Source organism: Flavobacterium sp., from assembly GCF_027484205.1.
Classification (GTDB): domain Bacteria; phylum Bacteroidota; class Bacteroidia; order Flavobacteriales; family Flavobacteriaceae; genus Flavobacterium.
This window is the reverse complement of record NZ_JAIXUB010000025.1, coordinates 163982-183793: the sequence shown is the minus strand read 5'-3', so window position 1 is coordinate 183793 and position 19812 is coordinate 163982. Positions and strand designations below refer to the sequence as shown.

Below are 19812 nucleotides of genomic sequence, written 5' to 3'. Positions count from 1 at the left end.
ATACCTAACCAATATGTTATACTACTTATTTGAATATTTAGACAAAACACTTGACATTCCTGGAACAGGAGTGTTTCAATATATCACCTTTCGTTCTGCTATAGCGTTAATTTTATCATTAACTCTATCGACCATTTACGGAAAAAAAATCATCACTTTTTTGAGAAATCAACAAGTAGGTGAAACAGTTCGTGAATTAGGTTTAGAAGGGCAAACGCAAAAAGCAGGTACGCCAACAATGGGTGGATTAATCATCATTTTTGCAACGTTGATTCCGGTTTTGCTACTGACTAAATTAAATAATATTTATATCATACTTTTAATTGTTACCACACTTTGGATGGGAACTATTGGATTTATAGATGATTATATTAAAATTTTCAAAAAAGACAAACAAGGTTTAAAAGGAATTTTTAAAGTTATTGGTCAAGTTGGTTTAGGAATTATTGTGGGTTCGGTGTTGTATTTTAGTCCAGCAGTTACAGTTCGTGAAAAGTCATCTACTCCAATTACGTTCAACCAAACTGGAAATACAATTTCGCAACCTGCAAAGGAAATTAAAGCAACAACGACAACCATTCCGTTTACAAAAAATAACGAATTAGATTATGCTCAAATTCTAAAACCATTTACAGATGATTATCAAAATTGGGCTTGGTTGGTATTCATTCCAATTGTAATCTTCATTATTACAGCAGTTTCAAATGGTGCTAATTTAACCGATGGAATTGATGGTTTAGCCGCAGGAACATCGGCTATATCTGTTCTCGCGCTCGGTATTTTCACTTTTATTTCAGGTAATATCATTTTGTCCAATTATTTGAATGTGATGTACATTCCGAATTCTGGTGAGATGACCATTTTTATTGCTTCCTTCGTTGGAGCTTTAATCGGGTTTCTTTGGTATAACTCTTATCCGGCGTCAGTATTTATGGGTGATACAGGAAGTTTAACGATTGGTGGAATTATAGCGGTTTTAGCAATTTCGGTAAGAAAAGAAATGTTGCTTCCGGTTTTATGTGCTATTTTCTTTGCTGAAAGCGCTTCAGTAATTATTCAAGTAACCTATTTTAAATATACGAAAAAACGTTTTGGCGAAGGAAGAAGAATTTTCTTAATGTCGCCATTACACCATCATTATCAGAAAAAAGGATATCATGAAAGTAAAATTGTAACGCGTTTTTGGATTGTAACCATTTTATTGGCGATTGTAGCAATTGTAACCTTGAAACTGAGATAATGAAATGAGCACCATAAAATTTTTTCCTTTAAAAAAAGCGAATTGCATCGAATACAAATGAATAATAAAATTAATGAGATGAAACGATTAGTAATTCTTGGAGGAGGCGAAAGTGGAGTTGGAACAGCAATTCTAGGAAAAAAAGAAGGATATGATGTTTTTGTATCCGATTTCGGAAAAATAAAAGACAATTATAGAGACGTTCTTAATCAATATGAAATACAATGGGAAGACGAACAGCATACAGAAGATAAAATTCTAAATGCTGATGTCGTAATGAAAAGTCCGGGAATTCCAGAAAAAGCTCCAATTGTAAAAAGGCTCATCGAAAAAGGAGTTCCAGTGATTTCTGAAATTGAATTTGCCAATGATTTTACAAAAGCAATGACCATTGGAATCACAGGAAGTAATGGTAAAACAACGACAACAATGTTGACGTATCATTTACTAAAAGAAGGAGGATTAAATGTAGGATTAGGTGGAAATATTGGAAAAAGTTTTGCATGGCAAGTAGCCGAAGAACATTATGATTCTTATGTGTTAGAATTAAGCAGTTTTCAGTTAGACGGAATCATAAATTATAAGCCACACATTGCCATAATTACAAACATAAGTCCAGATCATTTAGATCGATACGATTATAAATATGAAAATTACATCGCATCGAAGTTTAGAATAACGATGAATCAAACCGAAGATGATTATCTCATATATGATGCAGATGATGAAGCCATCGGAAATTGGTTAAAAAATAACAAAGTAAACGCACAATTAATTCCATTTTCGATATCAAAATCAATTGAAAACGGAGCATTTTTAAATAACAACACTATGGAAATCAACATCAACCAAGAAGAGTTTTTAATGGAAACGGCAAACATTGCACTTGAAGGAAAGCACAATATGAAAAATGCAATGGCAGCAACTTCTGTAGCTAATATTTTACGCATCAGAAAACAAACCATTCGTGAGAGTTTGTCAAATTTTCAAGGTGTTGAACATCGTTTAGAAAAAGTGTTGAAAATTCACAATGTGCAATACATTAATGATAGTAAAGCAACAAATGTTAACGCAACGTTCTTCGCTTTAGATAGTATGACAACACCTACGGTTTGGATTGTTGGTGGTGTTGATAAAGGAAACGATTATGCCGAATTAATGCCGTTAGTTCACGAGAAAGTAAAAGCAATTATCTGTCTTGGTGTTGATAACAAGAAAATAATTGATGCTTTTGGAAATGTTGTAGATATGATGGTTGAAGTTGATAATATGAGAGATGCAGTAAATACAGCAAAACACATTGCAGAAAAAGGCGACACCGTTTTACTATCTCCAGCTTGTGCAAGTTTTGACTTATTTCAAAACTACGAAGACAGAGGAAATCAATTCAAAAGAGAAGTAAGGAATTTGTAATATATAGTTTGAGGTTTCAAGTTTCAGGTTGAGTAACTTGAAACTTGAAACAAAAGTAACACAAGAATAAAAATGAAACAACTAATAAGCAGACTACACGGAGATAAAGTCATATGGGCATTTGTTGCTCTTTTGGCGCTGTTCTCTTTTATGCCTGTTTTTAGTGCGAGTAGTAATTTGGCTTATATGCGACATGGCTCAGGAAATGCCTTAACGTATTTGCTAAAACATGCTATTCACATTACTATTGGTTTCGTTATAATTTATCAAGTTCATAAAATTCCTTATCATTATTTTAGAGGAATTTCCCGAATTGCACTACCAATTGTTTGGGTTTTATTAGTTTATACTTTGGTAAAAGGAACCGTAATTGATGGCGCAAATGCAAGTCGTTGGATTCAAATTCCGTTTATTGGGATATCCTTTCAAACATCAACATTTGCAGCAATTGTGTTGTATATTTTTGTAGCAAGGTATTTATCCAAAAAAAGAGAAGTTGCACCCGATTTTAAACAATCGCTTCTTGAACTTTGGTTGCCAGTATTTGTTACTGTTGGATTGATTTTTCCTGCTAACTTTTCTACAGCAGCATTGATTTTTTCAATGGTTATTATGCTCACATTTATTGGGAAATACCCATTAAAATACATCGGAATTATTCTTGGAACAGGATTGCTTTGTGGATTGTTTTTTATATTAATTGCTAAAAAATTCCCAGATGCTTTTCCTAATCGTGTGGATACTTGGATTAGTCGTATAGATAATTTTACAAGCGACAAACCAGATGAAGATGATTATCAAATTGAGAAAGCGAAAATCGCAATTGCATCAGGTGAAATATACGGATTAGGACCAGGAAAAAGTGTTCAAAAGAATTTCTTACCGCAATCATCTTCCGATTTTATTTTCGCCATAATTGTTGAAGAGTTTGGACTTTTTGGAGCATTTACAATAATCTCAATTTATCTGTTATTGTTGTTTCGATTTGTTGTAGCATCACACAAAGCTAATTCACTTTTCGGAAAATTAGTCGTCGTCGGACTCGGTTTTCCAATAATATTTCAAGCATTAATTAATATGGCAGTCGCAGTCGAGTTGTTACCAGTTACAGGACAAACTTTGCCATTAATTAGTTCAGGAGGAAGTTCTGTTTGGATGACATGTATAGCTCTCGGAATTATTCTAAGCGTTACTAAAAAAGAAGAAGAAATCGCAAAAGAACTTGAAGAAGCCGAAAGAGAACTTGAAGAAAAGAAAAAAAGAGACGAAGTTTTACAAAAAATCATCGATAGAGAATTGAATGGAGTAGAAGATGAAGTTGATGAAAATCAAGAAAAGGTTAACCAAATGAAAGTATCCATTAAAGGTAAAATAATGGAGGAAGATTTTTCAATTGAAGAAAACCCAATGCTTGCCATAAAAGGAATGCGAAAAAAATAATGTTAAGAACTTCAGAGGAGTTTTAAGTTTATAGATTAGTGAAATAGTAAGTTTGAAGAATTCGTGTAATTCGTGCAATTCGTGTTTAAAATATGAAAAAATTAAAGTTTATTTTAAGTGGTGGCGGAACAGGTGGACATATCTATCCTGCAATTGCTATTGCCAACGAATTAAAATCGCGTTTTCCAGATGCTGAGTTCCTTTTTGTAGGCGCGCAAGATAAAATGGAAATGCAAAAAGTACCTCAATCAGGTTATGCTATTGAAGGACTTTGGATTGCTGGTTTGCAAAGAAAGTTGACATTACAGAATGCCATGTTTCCATTAAAATTAGTTAATAGTTTATGGAAATCTCGAAAAATAATTAAGAAGTTCAAACCAGATGTTGTCATCGGAACGGGCGGCTTTGCAAGCGGTCCATTATTGCAAGTTGCCAATAGTTTGAATATTCCAACAGTAATACAAGAGCAAAATTCCTATCCGGGAATTACCAATAAATTATTGAGTAAAAAGGCCAATGCCATTTGTGTTGCTTATGAAAATTTAGATCGATTTTTTCCAAAAGATAAAATTGTATTTACAGGAAATCCAGTTCGTCAAGATATTTTAGATATTGATTCTAAAAGAAGTGAAGCGTTGTCTTATTTTAATTTGGATGAAAATAAAAAGACACTATTAATCATTGGCGGAAGTTTAGGTGCAAGAAGAATCAATCAATTAATTGCCAAAGAAATTGATTTTTTACGTAATAATAATTTGCAAATATTTTGGCAATGTGGTAATTTATATATGACAGATTACAAGCATTTTTCAGAGACGGAGAATGTGCAAGTTGTTTCGTTTATTGATAGAATGGATTTGATTTATGCTGCTGCAGATTTCGTGATTTCTCGCGCCGGAGCTTCATCAGTTTCAGAACTATGTTTGGTTGGAAAACCAACGATTTTTATTCCATCACCAAATGTAGCCGAAGATCATCAAACCAAAAATGCGAAAGCAATTGTAGATAAAAATGGTGCTTTACTAATAAAGGAAAGTGAGTTGGATGAAAAATTCGAATCAGTTTTCAATAAACTAATTCACGATGAGAATTTGCAAAAAAGTCTAAGCGAAAACATGAAGAAATTAGCCAAGCCAAACGCAACAAAAGATATAGTTGAACAAATAGTAAAATTGATAAAATAAATTCGTGCAATTTTCGCAATCTAAACCATTCGTGAAAATTCGTGAAATTCGTGTCAAAAAAAAGAAAAATGAATCTAAATCAAATACATAACGTCTATTTCATCGGAATTGGAGGCATCGGAATGAGTGCTTTGGCTCGCTATTTCCAGAACATTGGAAAAAATGTTTCGGGTTATGATAAAACACCAACGATGTTAACTGACGAATTGATTGCTGGCGGAATGAACATTCATTTTGATGATTCAATTGCTGCAATTCCTTCGGATTATTATGTAGAAAATACTTTGGTAATTGTTACGCCAGCGGTTCCAGTATCACATTCAGAATGGAATTATTTTATCGAAAGAGATTATGTAATTAAAAAAAGAGCCGAAGTTCTTGGTTTGATTACAAAGGATACGTTCTGTTTTGCAGTTGCAGGAACACACGGAAAAACAACTACTTCAAGTATTCTTGGTCATATCATGTATGAAAGTGGAGCCGATGTTACAGCGTTCCTTGGCGGAATTGTAGAAAATTATCATTCTAATTTAATCGGAAGCGGAAAAACAATAACCGTGGTTGAAGCCGATGAATTCGACCGATCGTTTTTGCATTTGCATCCCAATATTGCTTGCGTAACCTCAATGGATGCGGATCATTTAGATATTTATGGTGATGCTTCTGCAATAGAAGAATCTTTTAGAGAATTTGCAAATAAAGTTCAAGATAAATCCAAAATATTTGTCCCAAAAGGATTGGATTTAGAAGGTTTGACCATAGCAATTAATGAAGAAGCAACGTTCAAAGCGTTTAATATTCGAATAGAAAATAGTGCGTATGTTTTTGATGTTCAAACACCAACAGAAATAATAAAAGATATTGCTTTTGGTTTACCTGGACATCATAATTTAATGAATGCGCTAATGGCTTTAGCAATGGCCAAAACTTATGGAACCCCAACCGAGTCCATTGCTAATGCTTTAGCTACATTTAAAGGAGTACAACGCAGATTTTCGTATCAAATAAAATCAGAAAATCGCGTTTATATAGATGATTACGCACATCATCCAACAGAAATTAATGCGGTACATCAAGCAGTGAGAGAATTATATCCAAATCAAAAAGTATTGGCAATTTTTCAACCACATTTGTTTAGTAGAACAAAAGATTTTGCAGACGATTTTGCTAAAAGTCTATCGCAATTTGACGAAGTTCTTTTATTAGATATTTATCCAGCAAGAGAATTACCAATGGAAGGAATTAAAACTTCTTGGTTAATGTCTAAAATGACAAACGATAATAAAAAATTAGTTTCAAAAGAGGCATTAATTGGCACAATTTTAGAAAGTGATGCGAAGATAATTGTAACGATTGGAGCAGGCGATATTGGTGAATTAGTACCGTCAATTAAAAAAGCTTTAGCTCAATAAATTTTGATAATAATAAATTAAAGAAGATGAAATTTCTAAAATGGAACAATATCCGATTAATACTAATGTTTGCATTGGTTGTTTTTCTGTATTCGTTTACGTCAAATAGAAATTCACATCGAAAATTAAAGAAATCAGAAGTGATTTTTGTTGGAGATAACAACAATTTTGTTAAACAAGAATCGGTTAATAAATTGTTAATAGAAAATAATTCAGATGTAAAAACCATTGAAAAATCGGACTTAAATTTGAACAAATTGGAAAATTCTATCAACAAACATCCTATGGTTGAAAAATCAGAAGTTTTTGTGAGTGTTGATGGTGTTCTAAAAGCGGTGGTGAAACAAAAAACACCCATAGCAAGAGTGTTTAGTGATGAGGGTTCGTTCTATATTGATTATGAGGGAAATAGAATGCCGCTTTCTGATATAAGTACAGCTAGAGTACCGCTAATTTCGGGGGTTATTGACAACAAAAACAAGAAGAAATTATCCGAAGTTTTGAAGATGATTTACAACGATGAATTTTTGAAAAAAAATATCATTGGTGTGCAAGTTTTGCCTGATGCGAGCTTAATGATGACCAACAGGAACTATGATTTTAAAATCGAGTTTGGCAAAATGATGAATGAAGAAAAAAAATTTAAAAATTATAAAGCATTTTTTCAGAAAGCAGTTTCAGATACGATGCTAAATAATTACAAGAAAATAAATTTGAGATTTACGCAGCAAGTTGTTTGTACGAAATAACAATAGTAAAATTTCAAAAAACGGAGATAAAATTAATATTGTGTGGGGCAAATTAGTTGACAACATGGAGAACAGAGAAAACATTGCAGTTGGTTTAGACATCGGAACTACGAAAATCGTAGCGATGATTGGTAAGAAAAATGAATACGGCAAACTTGAAATTTTAGGTCTTGGAAAAGCCAAAAGTTTAGGTGTGGCTCGTGGTGTTGTAAATAATATTACACAAACCATTCAATCCATCCAACAAGCAGTTTTAGAAGCCGAAGAAAACTCTGGATACAAAATTAATGATGTGGTAGTTGGTATTGCAGGACAACACATTCGCAGTATTCAACACACAGATTATATCAGTAGAAGTAATCCTGAAGAAGTTATCAGCGGAAAAGATATTCAGTTGCTGATTGATCAAGTTAACAAATTAGCGATGTTGCCAGGTGAAGAAATTATTCACGTGTTGCCACAAGAATTTAAAATCGACGGACAATCTGAAATCAAAGAACCAATTGGAATGTATGGTGGACGATTGGAAGCAAGTTTTCACGTAGTTGTTGGACAAGCAGCTTCTATCAGAAATGTGGGAAGATGTATACAAAGTTCCGGAATTGAATTGTCAGGATTAACATTGGAACCTTTAGCTTCAGCAGATGCGGTTTTAAGTCAAGAAGAAAAAGAAGCAGGTGTTGCTTTAATCGATATTGGTGGTGGAACAACAGATTTAGCCATTTTTAAAGACGGAATCATTCGCCACACTGCTGTAATTCCTTTCGGAGGAAATGTGATTACAGAAGATATTAAAGAAGGTTGTTCTATTATCGAAAAACAAGCAGAGTTACTGAAAGTAAAATTCGGTTCGGCTTGGCCAGGGGAAAATAAAGACAACGAAATTGTTTCTATTCCTGGATTACGTGGTAGAGAACCAAAAGAAATTTCTTTGAAAAACTTATCTAAAATTATTCATGCACGTGTGGTTGAAATTATAGAACAAGTTTTTACAGAAATTAAAGTCTACGGTCACGAAGATCCAAGAAAAAAATTGATTGCAGGAATCGTTCTTACTGGTGGTGGAGCGCAATTGCAACACATCAAACAATTGGTGGAATACATCACAGGAATGGATACTAGAATTGGTTATCCAAACGAACATTTGGCAGGAAATTCTAGCGAAGATATTTCAAGTCCATTATTTGCAACAGCAGTTGGATTAGTTATGAATAGTGTAGCGAACAATACGCAAAGCGCTTATAAATTAGAAGTTAGTCAAGCTATTCCGCAACCAAGACCAATCGTTAAACCTGTTATTGAAGAAGTACAAGAAGTTGTACAACAACAGGAAGAGCCAATTGAAAATAAAGTTGAAAAAGAAGTGGAAACTACAGAAGGAAAAATCAGAAAATCATTTTTCGATAAGTATGTAGATAAAATCAAAGATTTCTTAGACAACGCTGAATAATAGTTTGCAGTTTTCAGTGCTCAGTTTGCAGTGATGAAGCAAAAAAATTAAAATTTTAAAATTAGTGAAATCAAATATCAGTTTTGAATTTGTGCTAATTAGTGAAATTTGTGTAAAAAAATGAATCAAGTAGATTCAAGTCATTAAGAACAAAACAAGAATACAGAATAAAATCAAACAAAACCAAAATAGTATGATAAGCAACTCAGAATTTGGAAGCATCTCATTTGATTTACCTAAAAATCAATCAAATGTTATTAAAGTTATCGGAGTTGGTGGCGGTGGAAGCAACGCAATCAACCACATGTTCAAACAAGGAATCAAAGGTGTAGATTTCATCGTTTGTAATACTGATTCTCAGGCATTACAAAACAGTCCTGTGCCAAATAAAATTCAGTTAGGTGTAAACTTAACAGAAGGTTTAGGAGCAGGAGCAAATCCAGATGTTGGTCAACAATCAGCAATAGAAAGTATTGACGATATTGAAAAAATGTTGGACAGTAACACCAAGATGGTTTTCATCACTGCAGGAATGGGTGGAGGAACAGGAACTGGTGCAGCTCCAGTAATTGCTCAATTAGCTAAAGAAAGAGATATACTAACCGTTGGTATTGTTACAATTCCGTTTCAATTTGAAGGAAAAGTACGTCAAGACCAAGCATTAGCAGGTGTTGAAAGATTAAGAAAACAAGTAGATTCATTAATTGTTATCAATAATAATAAATTAAGAGAAGTTTACGGAAATCTTGGTTTCAAAGCAGGTTTCTCTAAAGCTGACGAAGTTTTAGCAACTGCATCACGCGGAATTGCTGAAGTAATTACACACCATTACACACAAAATATCGATTTAAAAGATGCTAAAACGGTATTGGCAAACAGCGGAACAGCTATCATGGGTTCTGCCATTGCAAGTGGTGAAAACAGAGCTAAAGATGCAATCATTTCAGCTTTAGATTCTCCATTATTGAATGACAATAAAATTTCAGGTGCTAAAAACGTATTGTTGCTTATCGTTTCAGGTACTAATGAAATTACTATTGACGAAATCGGAGAAATCAACGACCACATTCAAGCAGAAGCTGGTTTCAACGCTAACATCATTATGGGAGTTGGTGAAGATGAATCTCATGGAGATGCTATTGCAGTAACGATTATTGCAACAGGTTTCAACGTAGAACAACAAAACGAAATCGTAAATACAGAAGTTAAAAAAATAATTCACTCACTAGAAGATGAGCAAAAGTTAGTTCATGACTTAACTCAAAAACCAGTTGATTTTTTTCAACCGAAGGTAGAAACTCCAATTGAAGTTACTACCGAAGTTAAAGAAGAAAAAATTGTCTTCGAATTAATTGAAGACGAAGTAAAACCAGAACCTGTTGTAGCAAAAGTTAACGAAAATGAACTAATTGCGATGAACGATTTCATCCGTAATTTAGATGTAACTTTCGAAATCGTTTCGCCTATAAAAGATATTGATTTTACTTTTACAACACCTGCTGTAAACGACACGAGCGTTAGCGAACTGGCGAAGCAAATTAAAGTTGTTGAGCCACAAGTTGTAGCTAAAGAAGAAGAGCAAATTACATTCTCTTTCGATTTGCCAATTGCAACTCCTGTTGAAAATAAAGTTGAAGAAGACAGAATTATATTCGATTTATCAGCAGAAACTAAAGATATTAAAGTTAACGAGCACGTTGAATTTGTTCCAGTAACTGAAGTAAATCAAAACGGAGTAATCAAATATTCTCTTGAAGAATATATGGAAATTGAAAACGATTTGTTGAGTTCTAAACCAGTGGCAAAGTTGGAAGAGCCAATCGAAGAGTCATTAAATTTCACAATGAAAGTAGCAGAGCCAGCAAAACCAACTTACGCTACGCATTCAGATGATATTTCTCCAATGGAAATGACTATTGAAGAGACATTAAAACTACGTGCCGACGAAAGAAGACGTAAATTAAAAGAATTCAATTACAAGTTTCACAACAATCCATCGAGAGTTGACGAACTTGAGAGAGAACCAGCATACAAAAGACTAGGAGTAGATTTAACAGAAAATCAAAACCTAAACAACAATTCAAGAATGTCATTAGGAACAGACAGTAACGACGATATTCAGTTACGTTCTAACAATTCATTCTTACACGATAACGTGGATTAATCCCAAATTAATCTTAAGGTGGATTTTATAAATTAGCTAATAACTATTTTTGAATTTATTTTGGATAGATTTTTCTTTAATTTTTATTTTAATATGCTCTATTAAAATAAAAATTAAGGGAAAAGATGCCGAAATAAAACAAAAAGAGTATTAGTAGAAAAAATATAATAAAAAGACTAATTTATAAAATTCACCTTTTATCTAACCCAAAAGTTCCATGTAATTTTTGGGTTATTTTTTTTACCTTTGTGTGGCTTTTTGGAGCGAATGGTTTGCACATTTTTACATTCCATTTTCCTGCTTTCCACAGTATCTTTTATTTTGTTGCCTAAGTTGTCACATTGAGCCTGTCGAAATGTTCTCGAAGGCAACAAAATAAAAGGATACTTGTTTCAATCAGGGCTAAAAAGTAATCCATTTAAATAAAATCTAATATCAAAAATCTAATATAAAATGAGTTTACAATCAAAAATAATGGACGTAATGAAAGATGCCATGCGTTCTAAAGATACAGTAGCATTGGAAGCATTGAGAGCTATTAAATCAGAATTATTGCTAGCACAAACTGCAACAGGTTCAAAAGAAGAAATTTCAGAAGCTGACGAAATCAAAATTTTACAGAAACTTGTAAAAATGAGAAAAGACAGCGCCGAAATTTATAAAACACAAAACCGTCCTGATTTAGCTGAACCAGAATTAGCACAAATCGCTGTAATCGAACAATTCCTTCCAGCACAACTTTCAGAAGCTGAAGTTGAAGCAATCGTTTCTAAAATCATTGCAGAAACTGGAGCATCAGGAATCGCATCAATGGGAAAAGTTATGGGATTGGCCTCAGCACAAATTGGCGGACAAGCTGAAGGAAAAACAATATCAGCTATTGTAAAAAAACTTTTAGTTTAATTTATTAGTGATTAGTGAAAAGTGACTAGTAATTAGCTATTCACTTTTTACTAGTCACTAATCACTAAAAAGGCTTCGTAGTTCAACTGGATAGAATTTCGGATTTCGGCTCCGAAGGTTGCAGGTTCGAACCCTGCCGAGGTCACGAAAAAATTATAATTATGAAAAATAATCATTTTTTAAGTTTATCTAACTTTTTAAAATTAAATAAATCAGAATCTAAACTTTTTGAAGTTCTGTATTATATTTATATTGTAATTATATTTTACGCTGTGCTTTATGTTTTAGCCTACGGTTTAGGGTTTTTAGTTGCTAAACTTGAAAACTTCCAATTTTCTAAAGTTTTCTTTAATTGATTATATTATACCTTCTTTTTGCTGGTGTTGTTGCTTTTTTTCTCTTTGTGGTTTACACAATAATTGAAGAAAAGTATGGCGTATTTTTTAATAAACCATTTTATATTCATTTTTATCCATCTATTAAGACATTGGATGCCAATCAATCGTATGTTTTAAACAAGCAATTTGAATATTATAATTCACTATCTGATAAAAAGAAAAGATACTTCGAACATCGCGTTGCAACTTTCATAGAACGATATGAATTTATAGGGAAAGAAGATTTTATTATAACTGACGAAGTTCAGGTTTTAATTGCTTCAACTTCTGTAATGTTAACCTTTGGTTTTAGAAATTATTTATACACCAATATTGATAAAGTAATAGTCTATCCATCGGTTTATTACTCAGAAATTAATGATGCTTATCACAAAGGTGAATTTAATCCTAGAATGAAAGCAATAGTTTTCTCTTGGGAAGATTTCAAAGCAGGTTACGAAATTAAAAACGATAATTTAAATCTCGGAATTCACGAATTTGCTCATGTACTTCATCTTCATGGTATGCACAGTCAAGATACAAGTGCTATTATTTTTTCAAGAATGTATAATCAAATTCGAAAAGAAGTTGAGTATCCAGCCAATAGAGAGCAATTAATAAATTCCAATTATTTCAGGATTTATGCTTACACCAATCCGTTTGAATTTTTAGCAGTAATTATCGAGCATTATTTTGAATCGCCTCATTTATTCAAACAGGAATTTCCAAAGCTTTATGAAAACGTCAGTAAAATGCTAAATCACAAACATTAGTTTTCTGACTTTTATCATATTTAATCGTTTATATAATCGTAACTTTAATAAGTAGTTTTAAAGTTATACCAATTATACATATAAAATAGTCTAAAGATGCGAAGTTATTTTTTTTCAAGACAATGAAAAAAATCATTGCATAGCTTTTGTTATGGAATTATTTTTTGAAGACGTATTGGAAAAAAAGAACAAGTATATTGGGCTATTTTATATTTATAATTGGTATTATATGATTATGAAAAAAAATGTACCAGTGTCAACAATAATGACATCAAATATTATAAAGTTAAATCTAACGGATGATTTGACTAAAGCGGAAAGTTTATTTAGAAAACATCATATAAGACATATTCCTGTAGTTAGTGGCAATCATATTGTAGGTATGTTGAGTTACACCGATTTATTGCGTATTGCTTTTGCTGATGCAGTTGATGAAGACGAAACAAAAGTTGATGTTACGGTTTATAATATGTTTTCTGTAGAGCAAGTTATGGCGCGAAATTTAGTTAAAGTTTCACCAGATACCACAATTAAAGAAGTTGCCGAAATTCTATCAAAACATGAGTTTCATGCATTACCAGTAGTTCTAGATGAATTATTAGTCGGAATTGTAACCACAACCGATTTGATAAAATATTTAATCGATCAATATTAAAAATAAATGCTCCAATTGGAGCATTTGATATTTATATAGAAGTCATTTTCTTTAATTCCGAAATTGTCGCTGTTGGATTTTCTGCTTTAAAAACAAAATTTCCTGCGACTAAAACATCTGCACCAGCTTCAACTAACTGAACTGCGTTTTTACTAGTTACGCCACCATCAATTTCAATAATAGTTGAGGCATTGTTTCTAGTAATGATTTCTTTTAATTGTCTTACTTTTTTATACGTATTTTCAATGAATGATTGTCCTCCAAAACCAGGATTAACACTCATAATGCAAACCATATCAATGTCTTTTATTACATCTTCTAGCAAACTTACATTGGTATGAGGATTCAAGGCAACTCCAGCTTTCATTCCTTCTGCCTTGATAGCTTGTAATGTTCTGTGTAAATGCGTGCAAGCTTCATAGTGAACGGTAAGTATATTCGAACCTAAATCAGCGAAAGTTTTGATGTATCTATCAGGATCAACAATCATTAAGTGAACATCGATTGTTTTTTTTGCATGTTTAGAAATAGCTTCTAAAACGGGCATTCCAAAAGAAATATTCGGAACAAAAACGCCATCCATAATATCAATATGAAACCAATCGGCCTCAGAATTATTAATCATTTCGATGTCGCGTTGTAAATTGGCAAAATCAGCAGCAAGAACTGATGGTGCAATAAGTGTGTTTTTCATTGTGTAGTTTGTGTTGTGTTTTAAGATTTCAAAATTCGTTGTTCAACATTGAATATTCAATCTTATTGTTGTTTTGCAAAGATACAATAATTAAAAATATTTTGAATGTTGAATATTTAACTTGGAATTTTGAATAATGGAGTTTTTATAAAACAATACTCCGGAAACCCGACCTCGTTTTTTTTAACGAGGGAACAAACTAGAGTTTTGTTTGCCGTGCAAAAAACAAAACTCCGGAAACCCGACCTCGTTTTTTTTAACGAGGGAACAGACTGGAGTTTTGTTTGCCGTGCAAAAAACAAAACTCCGGTAATCAGCCGGAGTTTCAATCATCAATCAAAAAACGAACAGTTTTGAAACTGTTGTTACTTTCAAGTTTCAAGTTTAAGGTTTCAAGTTATTATGAGTAACGTGAAACTTTAAACGTGAAACAAATATATTATCCTAAATAAGTTTTCAAGATTTTACTTCTTGATGTATGTTTTAATCTACGGATTGCTTTTTCTTTAATTTGACGAACACGCTCACGAGTTAAATCGAAAGTTTCTCCAATTTCTTCTAAAGTCATTGGGTGTTGGTCACCTAAACCAAAATACAAACGAACTACGTCTGCTTCTCTTGGAGTTAAAGTTTCTAACGAGCGCTCAATTTCTGTACGTAATGATTCGTGAATCAACTCTCTATCAGGATTTGGAGATTCACCAGAACGTAAAACGTCATAAAGGTTAGAATCTTCTCCTTCAACAAGAGGTGCATCCATTGATAAGTGACGTCCAGAGTTTTTCATTGACTCTTTTACATCATTTACTGTCATATCAAGTTCTTTAGCAATTTCCTCAGCAGAAGGTGGTCTTTCATTAGATTGCTCTAATAAAGCATACATTTTGTTGATTTTATTGATAGAACCAATTTTATTTAATGGCAAACGAACGATACGAGATTGTTCTGCAAGTGCTTGAAGAATCGATTGACGAATCCACCAAACAGCATAAGAAATGAATTTGAAACCACGAGTTTCATCAAAACGTTGTGCTGCTTTAATTAAACCAAGATTTCCTTCATTAATTAAATCGGGAAGTGTAAGTCCTTGATTTTGATATTGTTTAGCAACAGAAACCACAAAACGCAAGTTAGCTTTAGTCAATTTTTCTAAAGCACGTTGGTCACCAGCTTTGATACGTTGTGCCAATTCTACTTCTTCGTCAGCAGTAATAAGGTCAACTTTACCAATTTCTTGTAAGTATTTGTCTAAAGAAGCAGTTTCACGATTAGTTACCTGCTTGGTGATTTTAAGTTGTCTCATGTATATTTTTCTCCTTTACTTTAAAGTGTTCAGATAGTTATACGTAATGAGTTGCAAAAAAGTTACATTTTTTTAAAAATTAATTTACTTCTAAGTGTTTTTTTTAATCAAATCGATCTTTATATTTTTTAAACAAACTGTTCATTACTAGTAAAACAACTCCTACGCCTAGTAAAACTAATGCTCTAATCAAGAAATCTGCATTGGATAAATCGAAGAACATTAATCGAATAATACATATTCCTACTAACGATAATGAAACATATCTAAAGTATTTTTCTTTTAGAATTATTCCTAAAATCAATAATCCCAAAGCTTCTAATATCCAGAAGAAGGTTAAAATTCCTTTGTCGAAAGTAAAATATAAGAAACATCCAATACTCAGTGTTGCTGGATAAATCAACAAACTGTTTTTCAATTTAAATTCTTCAATCCATTTAGAAGCTAAATAAATATAAGAAGCTAACAATCCGAAAATCAACAAATAAATTGCCAAATATTTTGACTCATAATAATTGAAACTCAGAAATCCTAAATGTAGGTTGGCCAATAAATAATAAACAATACTGATGTTTTTTTCTTGACTAATTTTTTTATGATATAAAAATAAATTTAAAATTGCGGTTATTGCCCAAAAAACAGGAAGCCATTTGTGTTCTAGCTGCGTGAACATAATTATTGACAACCAAGCATTTAGAATAATTTGATAGTATGTTTTTAGCGATTGATTTTCTTCTTTTTTATTTAACAGAATTGAAAGAACAACACCCAAACCAACACTACCAAGTTGAAGTACCCAATCTAAACCGTCAAAATTATTTAGCTTGTTAAAACTGTATAATACGGAAACGATAATAGCTAAGAGCGCAATAACAGGAGTGAAGTGAATTTCGATTTTTATGGCGTTTTTAGTGATTAACCAATAATTTAATAACGCTAAAAGCATGAATAATAATGGAAGATAAGTAAGTTCTACTTGAATGAAAAGTAATAGAATTACCCATAAATTTTGAACATACGGAAGTACTTTTAAATAGATTTTAGTTTCTTCTTTTTCACTTTTAAACAGTAAATAATAGTATCCAAATGAAATAATAATACTTGCAGTTTGAGTGATGTAAAGCAACGTTTTGTCATCCAAAATACTTCTATCAACCGCCAGAAAAACAGACAGGACAAAACATCCAATCATTAGTATAAACGAGTAATTATTATAGCGTTTGAATTCGCCAAACTTTTGAAATCCAAAACCGAATAGTAAAGCTAAAACCGATAAGAAAACAGTTGTATATTCGATATCCAAACATGAAAAACCAAACAATAAAGCATTAACCAATAGTAACTCTGAATTCAGGAAATTGAAGTTTTTCCAATCGGTAGTTATTTCTTCCGATTCGTTTCTGATTCTATTTGCAAATAAAACATAAAGTTCGATAACTGAAATTCCCATACAAGTCAATCCAATTTCAGTATTTGTAAGAACTGATAAACGCCAAAGAAGTAATAAACTTCCAGCAATTGCAAAGAAATAATAGCAGAGGTACAAAACCGTTTGATTGTCTGTTGTTAAATTGTTTTTCTTGAAATTTAACCATAAAAATTCATTGTTTAGTAATGCAATTCCAAATAAACTAAAGATTTGAATAATTTGATAATGTGGTAAATATTTATAAACCAAAATGAGCAACAATGCATTGACTCCAATAATTCCAATAAAACGGATGATGAAATTGTTTTTGTAGAAGTTTTCAACCTTCCAATTGAAGGCAATTAAGATTAATAATCCAGTTCCAAAAACAAAATCGAAAGATGATTTATCCTGAATTTTAATCATGAAAATACCAACAAAAATGCTCAGAACATAGAAAATAATTCTGCCAATATCAAACGTATTGTTTTCAAATTTTTGTCGTAATAAAAGCCAAATCAAACCAAGTACAATTAAGACACAAACAAATAAATTATGAGTTAAAACATCATTACTTTTTATAACCACTAGAGCCGAAAATACAATTGCTAACAATCCGTTTAAACTTAAATTGTTATCCCCAAAAAATGCATCAATTGATTCAAATTGTTTTTTTATTGAAGTATAGATTGGAACCGAAACTGCAATAATTGATAGTGTAATTGTTGAAATCAAAGCACTTGTGATTTTAGTTTCATTTAATGAATTGCTAATCATTACAATTGAAAATATCAAAAGTGCCAATGCTGTTATGTGATTGATTCCAAGAAAGATTTTGTGCAATAAAACTTCTTTTTCTTTAAATACTACAAACAGACAAATTACAACAAGTAAATATAAAATACAGGCAATAATATCAATGCCAACATTCCAATCGTTTAGCATGATTATGCTCAAGGAAAGTAAAACAAACGAAACCATTCCGTCTAAATGATACAACCAAAAAACCTTTTTCTTTCTGGCTTTTAACGCAATGAAAAAGCAGATTATTGCACCAGTAAATAATACAAAAGTTTTAAATCGGCTTCCAGTTGAATGTAAAATTAATCCAGTGGCAAACAAAATCCAATTGGTTAAATGCGTAATAAAACCAGCTTTGTCAAATCGAGTATTTTCATAAATATTTCTATATTGCATGATCATACAACTTGCTGCGACTAAAATAATTCCGAGAATTGCAATGATGTTTTCTGTTGCCGATAATTTTGTTCCTTGTGCATTAAACCAAATGTCAAAAATGATAAAAGCTGAAATCACAATCAATAAATGATATTCCCATTTTTCTTTATAAGATAAAAGAATTCCGATGGTTGCGGTAATGGCTGCGAGTATAAAAGTAGCGAGTGTTTTGTCAGGAATGACACACAAAATCAACATGCTCAAAATGACATGAAGCGATAAAAAAGTTTGCTTTTTAATGATGTATCCAATGAATAAATTGAGTCCAATTCCAACGGCTATCAAGGAATACGCAGCAATCGAATTAGAAATAAACGTTAACGCTGGAATTTGTGACGCACCAAAACAACCAAACAAAAATAAACTTGCGCCAGCACTTCTAAGCCACAAGCCAGTTGTTGTCCATTTCTCTTTTTTCTGTAAAAAATAATAGGCTCCAACCAGTAAACCAGCATACAACCACAGAATTAAAACTCTGAATAATGGTGACACTTTCAAAGCGGTGTAAATACTCAAATACCCAATTCCAAGAACCATAATCGCAGTTCCAAGTATTCCAGTCCAATTGTCGGCAAATTGTTTTTCGGCAGATTTCATGAACTTTGAAAACGCACTTTCTTCGTAAACCTTTTCTTCAAAAACTACTTGTTTCTCTGCTCGTGGTACAGATTGACTTTCGTAACTAATTATTGGTTCTTCTTTTTGTTCTTCTGGTGTTATACTTAAAAATGAATTGTCAATTTGTGGAATTTCCTCAGTTAAAGGCACTTCTTTTGGCATGTCTTCGTCTGGAATAGGAGTGAAGTAAGGTTTGTATTCTTCAATAACCTCAGTCATTGGCGGAACTATTGTCTCAATTTCTGGAGATTTCGCCTCTTCAATTGGAGAAATAACTGGCTCAGAAGCTATTGTTTTTCCTTCTATTGATTTTTTTAATTCATCAAGTTCTCTTTTTAAAGTTGCAGTTTCTTCGCTGTATTTTTCAATAATTGATTTAATAAAATTACTTTCCTTTTTTAAGCTAAAAAAATTATTAAATAGAATGAAAATGCAAATTGTTAGTATAAAAATAATGAACTCCATAGTTTTTTGGTTTAGAAAGAATCAAATATAAGTATTAAACGATTAAAAAAGTAAATCAACTTGATTGTTTATTCGTTCAATGTAATAATCAATTTTTTGGTTGGCACGTTGATATCAAGCTTTGATAAATTGAGCTAACTTTATACCTTATTTAGCCCTAATAATGTCAACTTTTCCCAATTTCTTAATGGTATTTATTGAAGAAGCAGTTTTATGATTAGTTACTTACTTGTTGATTTTATTTTGTCACATGTATATTTTTCTCCTTTACTTTGAATTATTTAGATAGTTATACCTTAATGAGTTGCAAAAAAGTTACAAAAAG

Annotated in this window: 15 protein-coding genes and 1 tRNA gene; 13 read left to right on the top strand and 3 right to left on the bottom strand. The window is 32.0% G+C overall.

The annotated features are described in order from the left end of the window. The first annotated feature begins 13 nt into the window (after window positions 1–13). From mraY to Q0049_RS13210, 13 genes are all read left to right on the top strand, one after another. Window positions 14–1240, top strand: coding sequence for a phospho-N-acetylmuramoyl-pentapeptide-transferase (mraY, locus tag Q0049_RS13270; protein WP_298120627.1), 1227 nt, complete (start codon window positions 14–16; stop codon window positions 1238–1240). 57 nt (window positions 1241–1297) lie between these two features. Next, entirely contained in the window at window positions 1298–2653 is a 1356-nt protein-coding gene (gene murD, locus Q0049_RS13265) for a UDP-N-acetylmuramoyl-L-alanine--D-glutamate ligase (protein WP_298120624.1), read from the top strand. Between the two features lie 72 nt (window positions 2654–2725). Further along, window positions 2726–4093 (top strand): FtsW/RodA/SpoVE family cell cycle protein, encoded by a 1368-nt coding sequence (locus Q0049_RS13260; RefSeq protein WP_298120622.1) that lies wholly within the window; start codon window positions 2726–2728, stop codon window positions 4091–4093. 92 nt (window positions 4094–4185) lie between these two features. Then, entirely contained in the window at window positions 4186–5277 is a 1092-nt protein-coding gene (gene murG / locus Q0049_RS13255; RefSeq protein ID WP_298120619.1) for an undecaprenyldiphospho-muramoylpentapeptide beta-N-acetylglucosaminyltransferase, read from the top strand. A gap of 68 nt (window positions 5278–5345) precedes the next feature. Then, window positions 5346–6689 (top strand): UDP-N-acetylmuramate--L-alanine ligase, encoded by a 1344-nt coding sequence (murC, locus tag Q0049_RS13250; protein ID WP_298120617.1) that lies wholly within the window; start codon window positions 5346–5348, stop codon window positions 6687–6689. Between the two features lie 26 nt (window positions 6690–6715). Further along, window positions 6716–7438 carry a cell division protein FtsQ gene (locus Q0049_RS13245; protein WP_298120615.1) on the top strand — a complete coding sequence of 241 codons (723 nt, stop codon included), beginning with the start codon at window positions 6716–6718 and terminating at the stop codon, window positions 7436–7438. Between the two features lie 64 nt (window positions 7439–7502). Then, entirely contained in the window at window positions 7503–8888 is a 1386-nt protein-coding gene (gene ftsA / locus Q0049_RS13240) for a cell division protein FtsA (RefSeq protein WP_298120613.1), read from the top strand. 193 nt (window positions 8889–9081) lie between these two features. Next, window positions 9082–11052, top strand: coding sequence for a cell division protein FtsZ (gene ftsZ, locus Q0049_RS13235; protein WP_298120611.1), 1971 nt, complete (start codon window positions 9082–9084; stop codon window positions 11050–11052). Window positions 11053–11505: 453 nt separating this feature from the next. Beyond that, window positions 11506–11955, top strand: a complete 450-nt coding sequence (locus Q0049_RS13230) for a GatB/YqeY domain-containing protein (protein WP_298120609.1) — start codon at window positions 11506–11508, stop codon at window positions 11953–11955. A gap of 71 nt (window positions 11956–12026) precedes the next feature. Then, window positions 12027–12100: transfer RNA gene (locus Q0049_RS13225), tRNA-Arg, on the top strand. A gap of 16 nt (window positions 12101–12116) precedes the next feature. Then, complete coding sequence (locus Q0049_RS13220) at window positions 12117–12311, top strand: hypothetical protein (protein WP_298120607.1); 195 nt, start codon at window positions 12117–12119, stop codon at window positions 12309–12311. Further along, on the top strand, window positions 12308–13105 hold the full coding sequence (locus tag Q0049_RS13215) for a zinc-dependent peptidase (RefSeq protein WP_298120605.1): 798 nt from the start codon (window positions 12308–12310) through the stop codon (window positions 13103–13105). The genes Q0049_RS13220 and Q0049_RS13215 overlap by 4 nt, the downstream gene beginning before the upstream one ends. Window positions 13106–13340: 235 nt before the next feature. Next, on the top strand, window positions 13341–13760 hold the full coding sequence (locus Q0049_RS13210) for a CBS domain-containing protein (protein ID WP_298120603.1): 420 nt from the start codon (window positions 13341–13343) through the stop codon (window positions 13758–13760). A gap of 31 nt (window positions 13761–13791) precedes the next feature. Here Q0049_RS13210 and rpe read toward each other — a convergent pair whose 3' ends face one another. The 3 genes from rpe to Q0049_RS13195 all read right to left on the bottom strand — a co-directional run bounded on the left by rpe (window position 13792) and on the right by Q0049_RS13195 (window position 19487). Then, the gene (rpe, locus tag Q0049_RS13205; RefSeq protein ID WP_298120601.1) at window positions 13792–14454 is read right to left on the bottom strand and encodes a ribulose-phosphate 3-epimerase; all 663 of its coding nucleotides are present in this window, start codon (window positions 14452–14454) and stop codon (window positions 13792–13794) included. A 439-nt stretch (window positions 14455–14893) separates the two neighbouring features. After that, window positions 14894–15757 (bottom strand): sigma-70 family RNA polymerase sigma factor, encoded by an 864-nt coding sequence (locus tag Q0049_RS13200; RefSeq protein WP_007804760.1) that lies wholly within the window; start codon window positions 15755–15757, stop codon window positions 14894–14896. Between the two features lie 103 nt (window positions 15758–15860). Then, a complete protein-coding gene (locus tag Q0049_RS13195; RefSeq protein ID WP_298120599.1) occupies window positions 15861–19487 on the bottom strand; it encodes a hypothetical protein in 3627 nt (1208 codons plus the stop codon). Between the last annotated feature and the right edge of the window lie 325 nt (window positions 19488–19812).

Coding starts and splice junctions, on each gene's coding strand:
- Q0049_RS13220 (WP_298120607.1), top strand. CDS start 12,117: ATGAAAAATAATCATTTTTTAAGTTTATCTAACTTTTTAAAATTAAAT.
- Q0049_RS13200 (WP_007804760.1), bottom strand. CDS start 15,757: ATGAGACAACTTAAAATCACCAAGCAGGTAACTAATCGTGAAACTGCT.
- Q0049_RS13230 (WP_298120609.1), top strand. CDS start 11,506: ATGAGTTTACAATCAAAAATAATGGACGTAATGAAAGATGCCATGCGT.
- murG (WP_298120619.1), top strand. CDS start 4,186: ATGAAAAAATTAAAGTTTATTTTAAGTGGTGGCGGAACAGGTGGACAT.
- ftsA (WP_298120613.1), top strand. CDS start 7,503: ATGGAGAACAGAGAAAACATTGCAGTTGGTTTAGACATCGGAACTACG.
- ftsZ (WP_298120611.1), top strand. CDS start 9,082: ATGATAAGCAACTCAGAATTTGGAAGCATCTCATTTGATTTACCTAAA.
- Q0049_RS13210 (WP_298120603.1), top strand. CDS start 13,341: ATGAAAAAAAATGTACCAGTGTCAACAATAATGACATCAAATATTATA.
- murC (WP_298120617.1), top strand. CDS start 5,346: ATGAATCTAAATCAAATACATAACGTCTATTTCATCGGAATTGGAGGC.
- murD (WP_298120624.1), top strand. CDS start 1,298: ATGAATAATAAAATTAATGAGATGAAACGATTAGTAATTCTTGGAGGA.
- mraY (WP_298120627.1), top strand. CDS start 14: ATGTTATACTACTTATTTGAATATTTAGACAAAACACTTGACATTCCT.
- Q0049_RS13195 (WP_298120599.1), bottom strand. CDS start 19,487: ATGGAGTTCATTATTTTTATACTAACAATTTGCATTTTCATTCTATTT.
- Q0049_RS13245 (WP_298120615.1), top strand. CDS start 6,716: ATGAAATTTCTAAAATGGAACAATATCCGATTAATACTAATGTTTGCA.
- Q0049_RS13260 (WP_298120622.1), top strand. CDS start 2,726: ATGAAACAACTAATAAGCAGACTACACGGAGATAAAGTCATATGGGCA.
- rpe (WP_298120601.1), bottom strand. CDS start 14,454: ATGAAAAACACACTTATTGCACCATCAGTTCTTGCTGCTGATTTTGCC.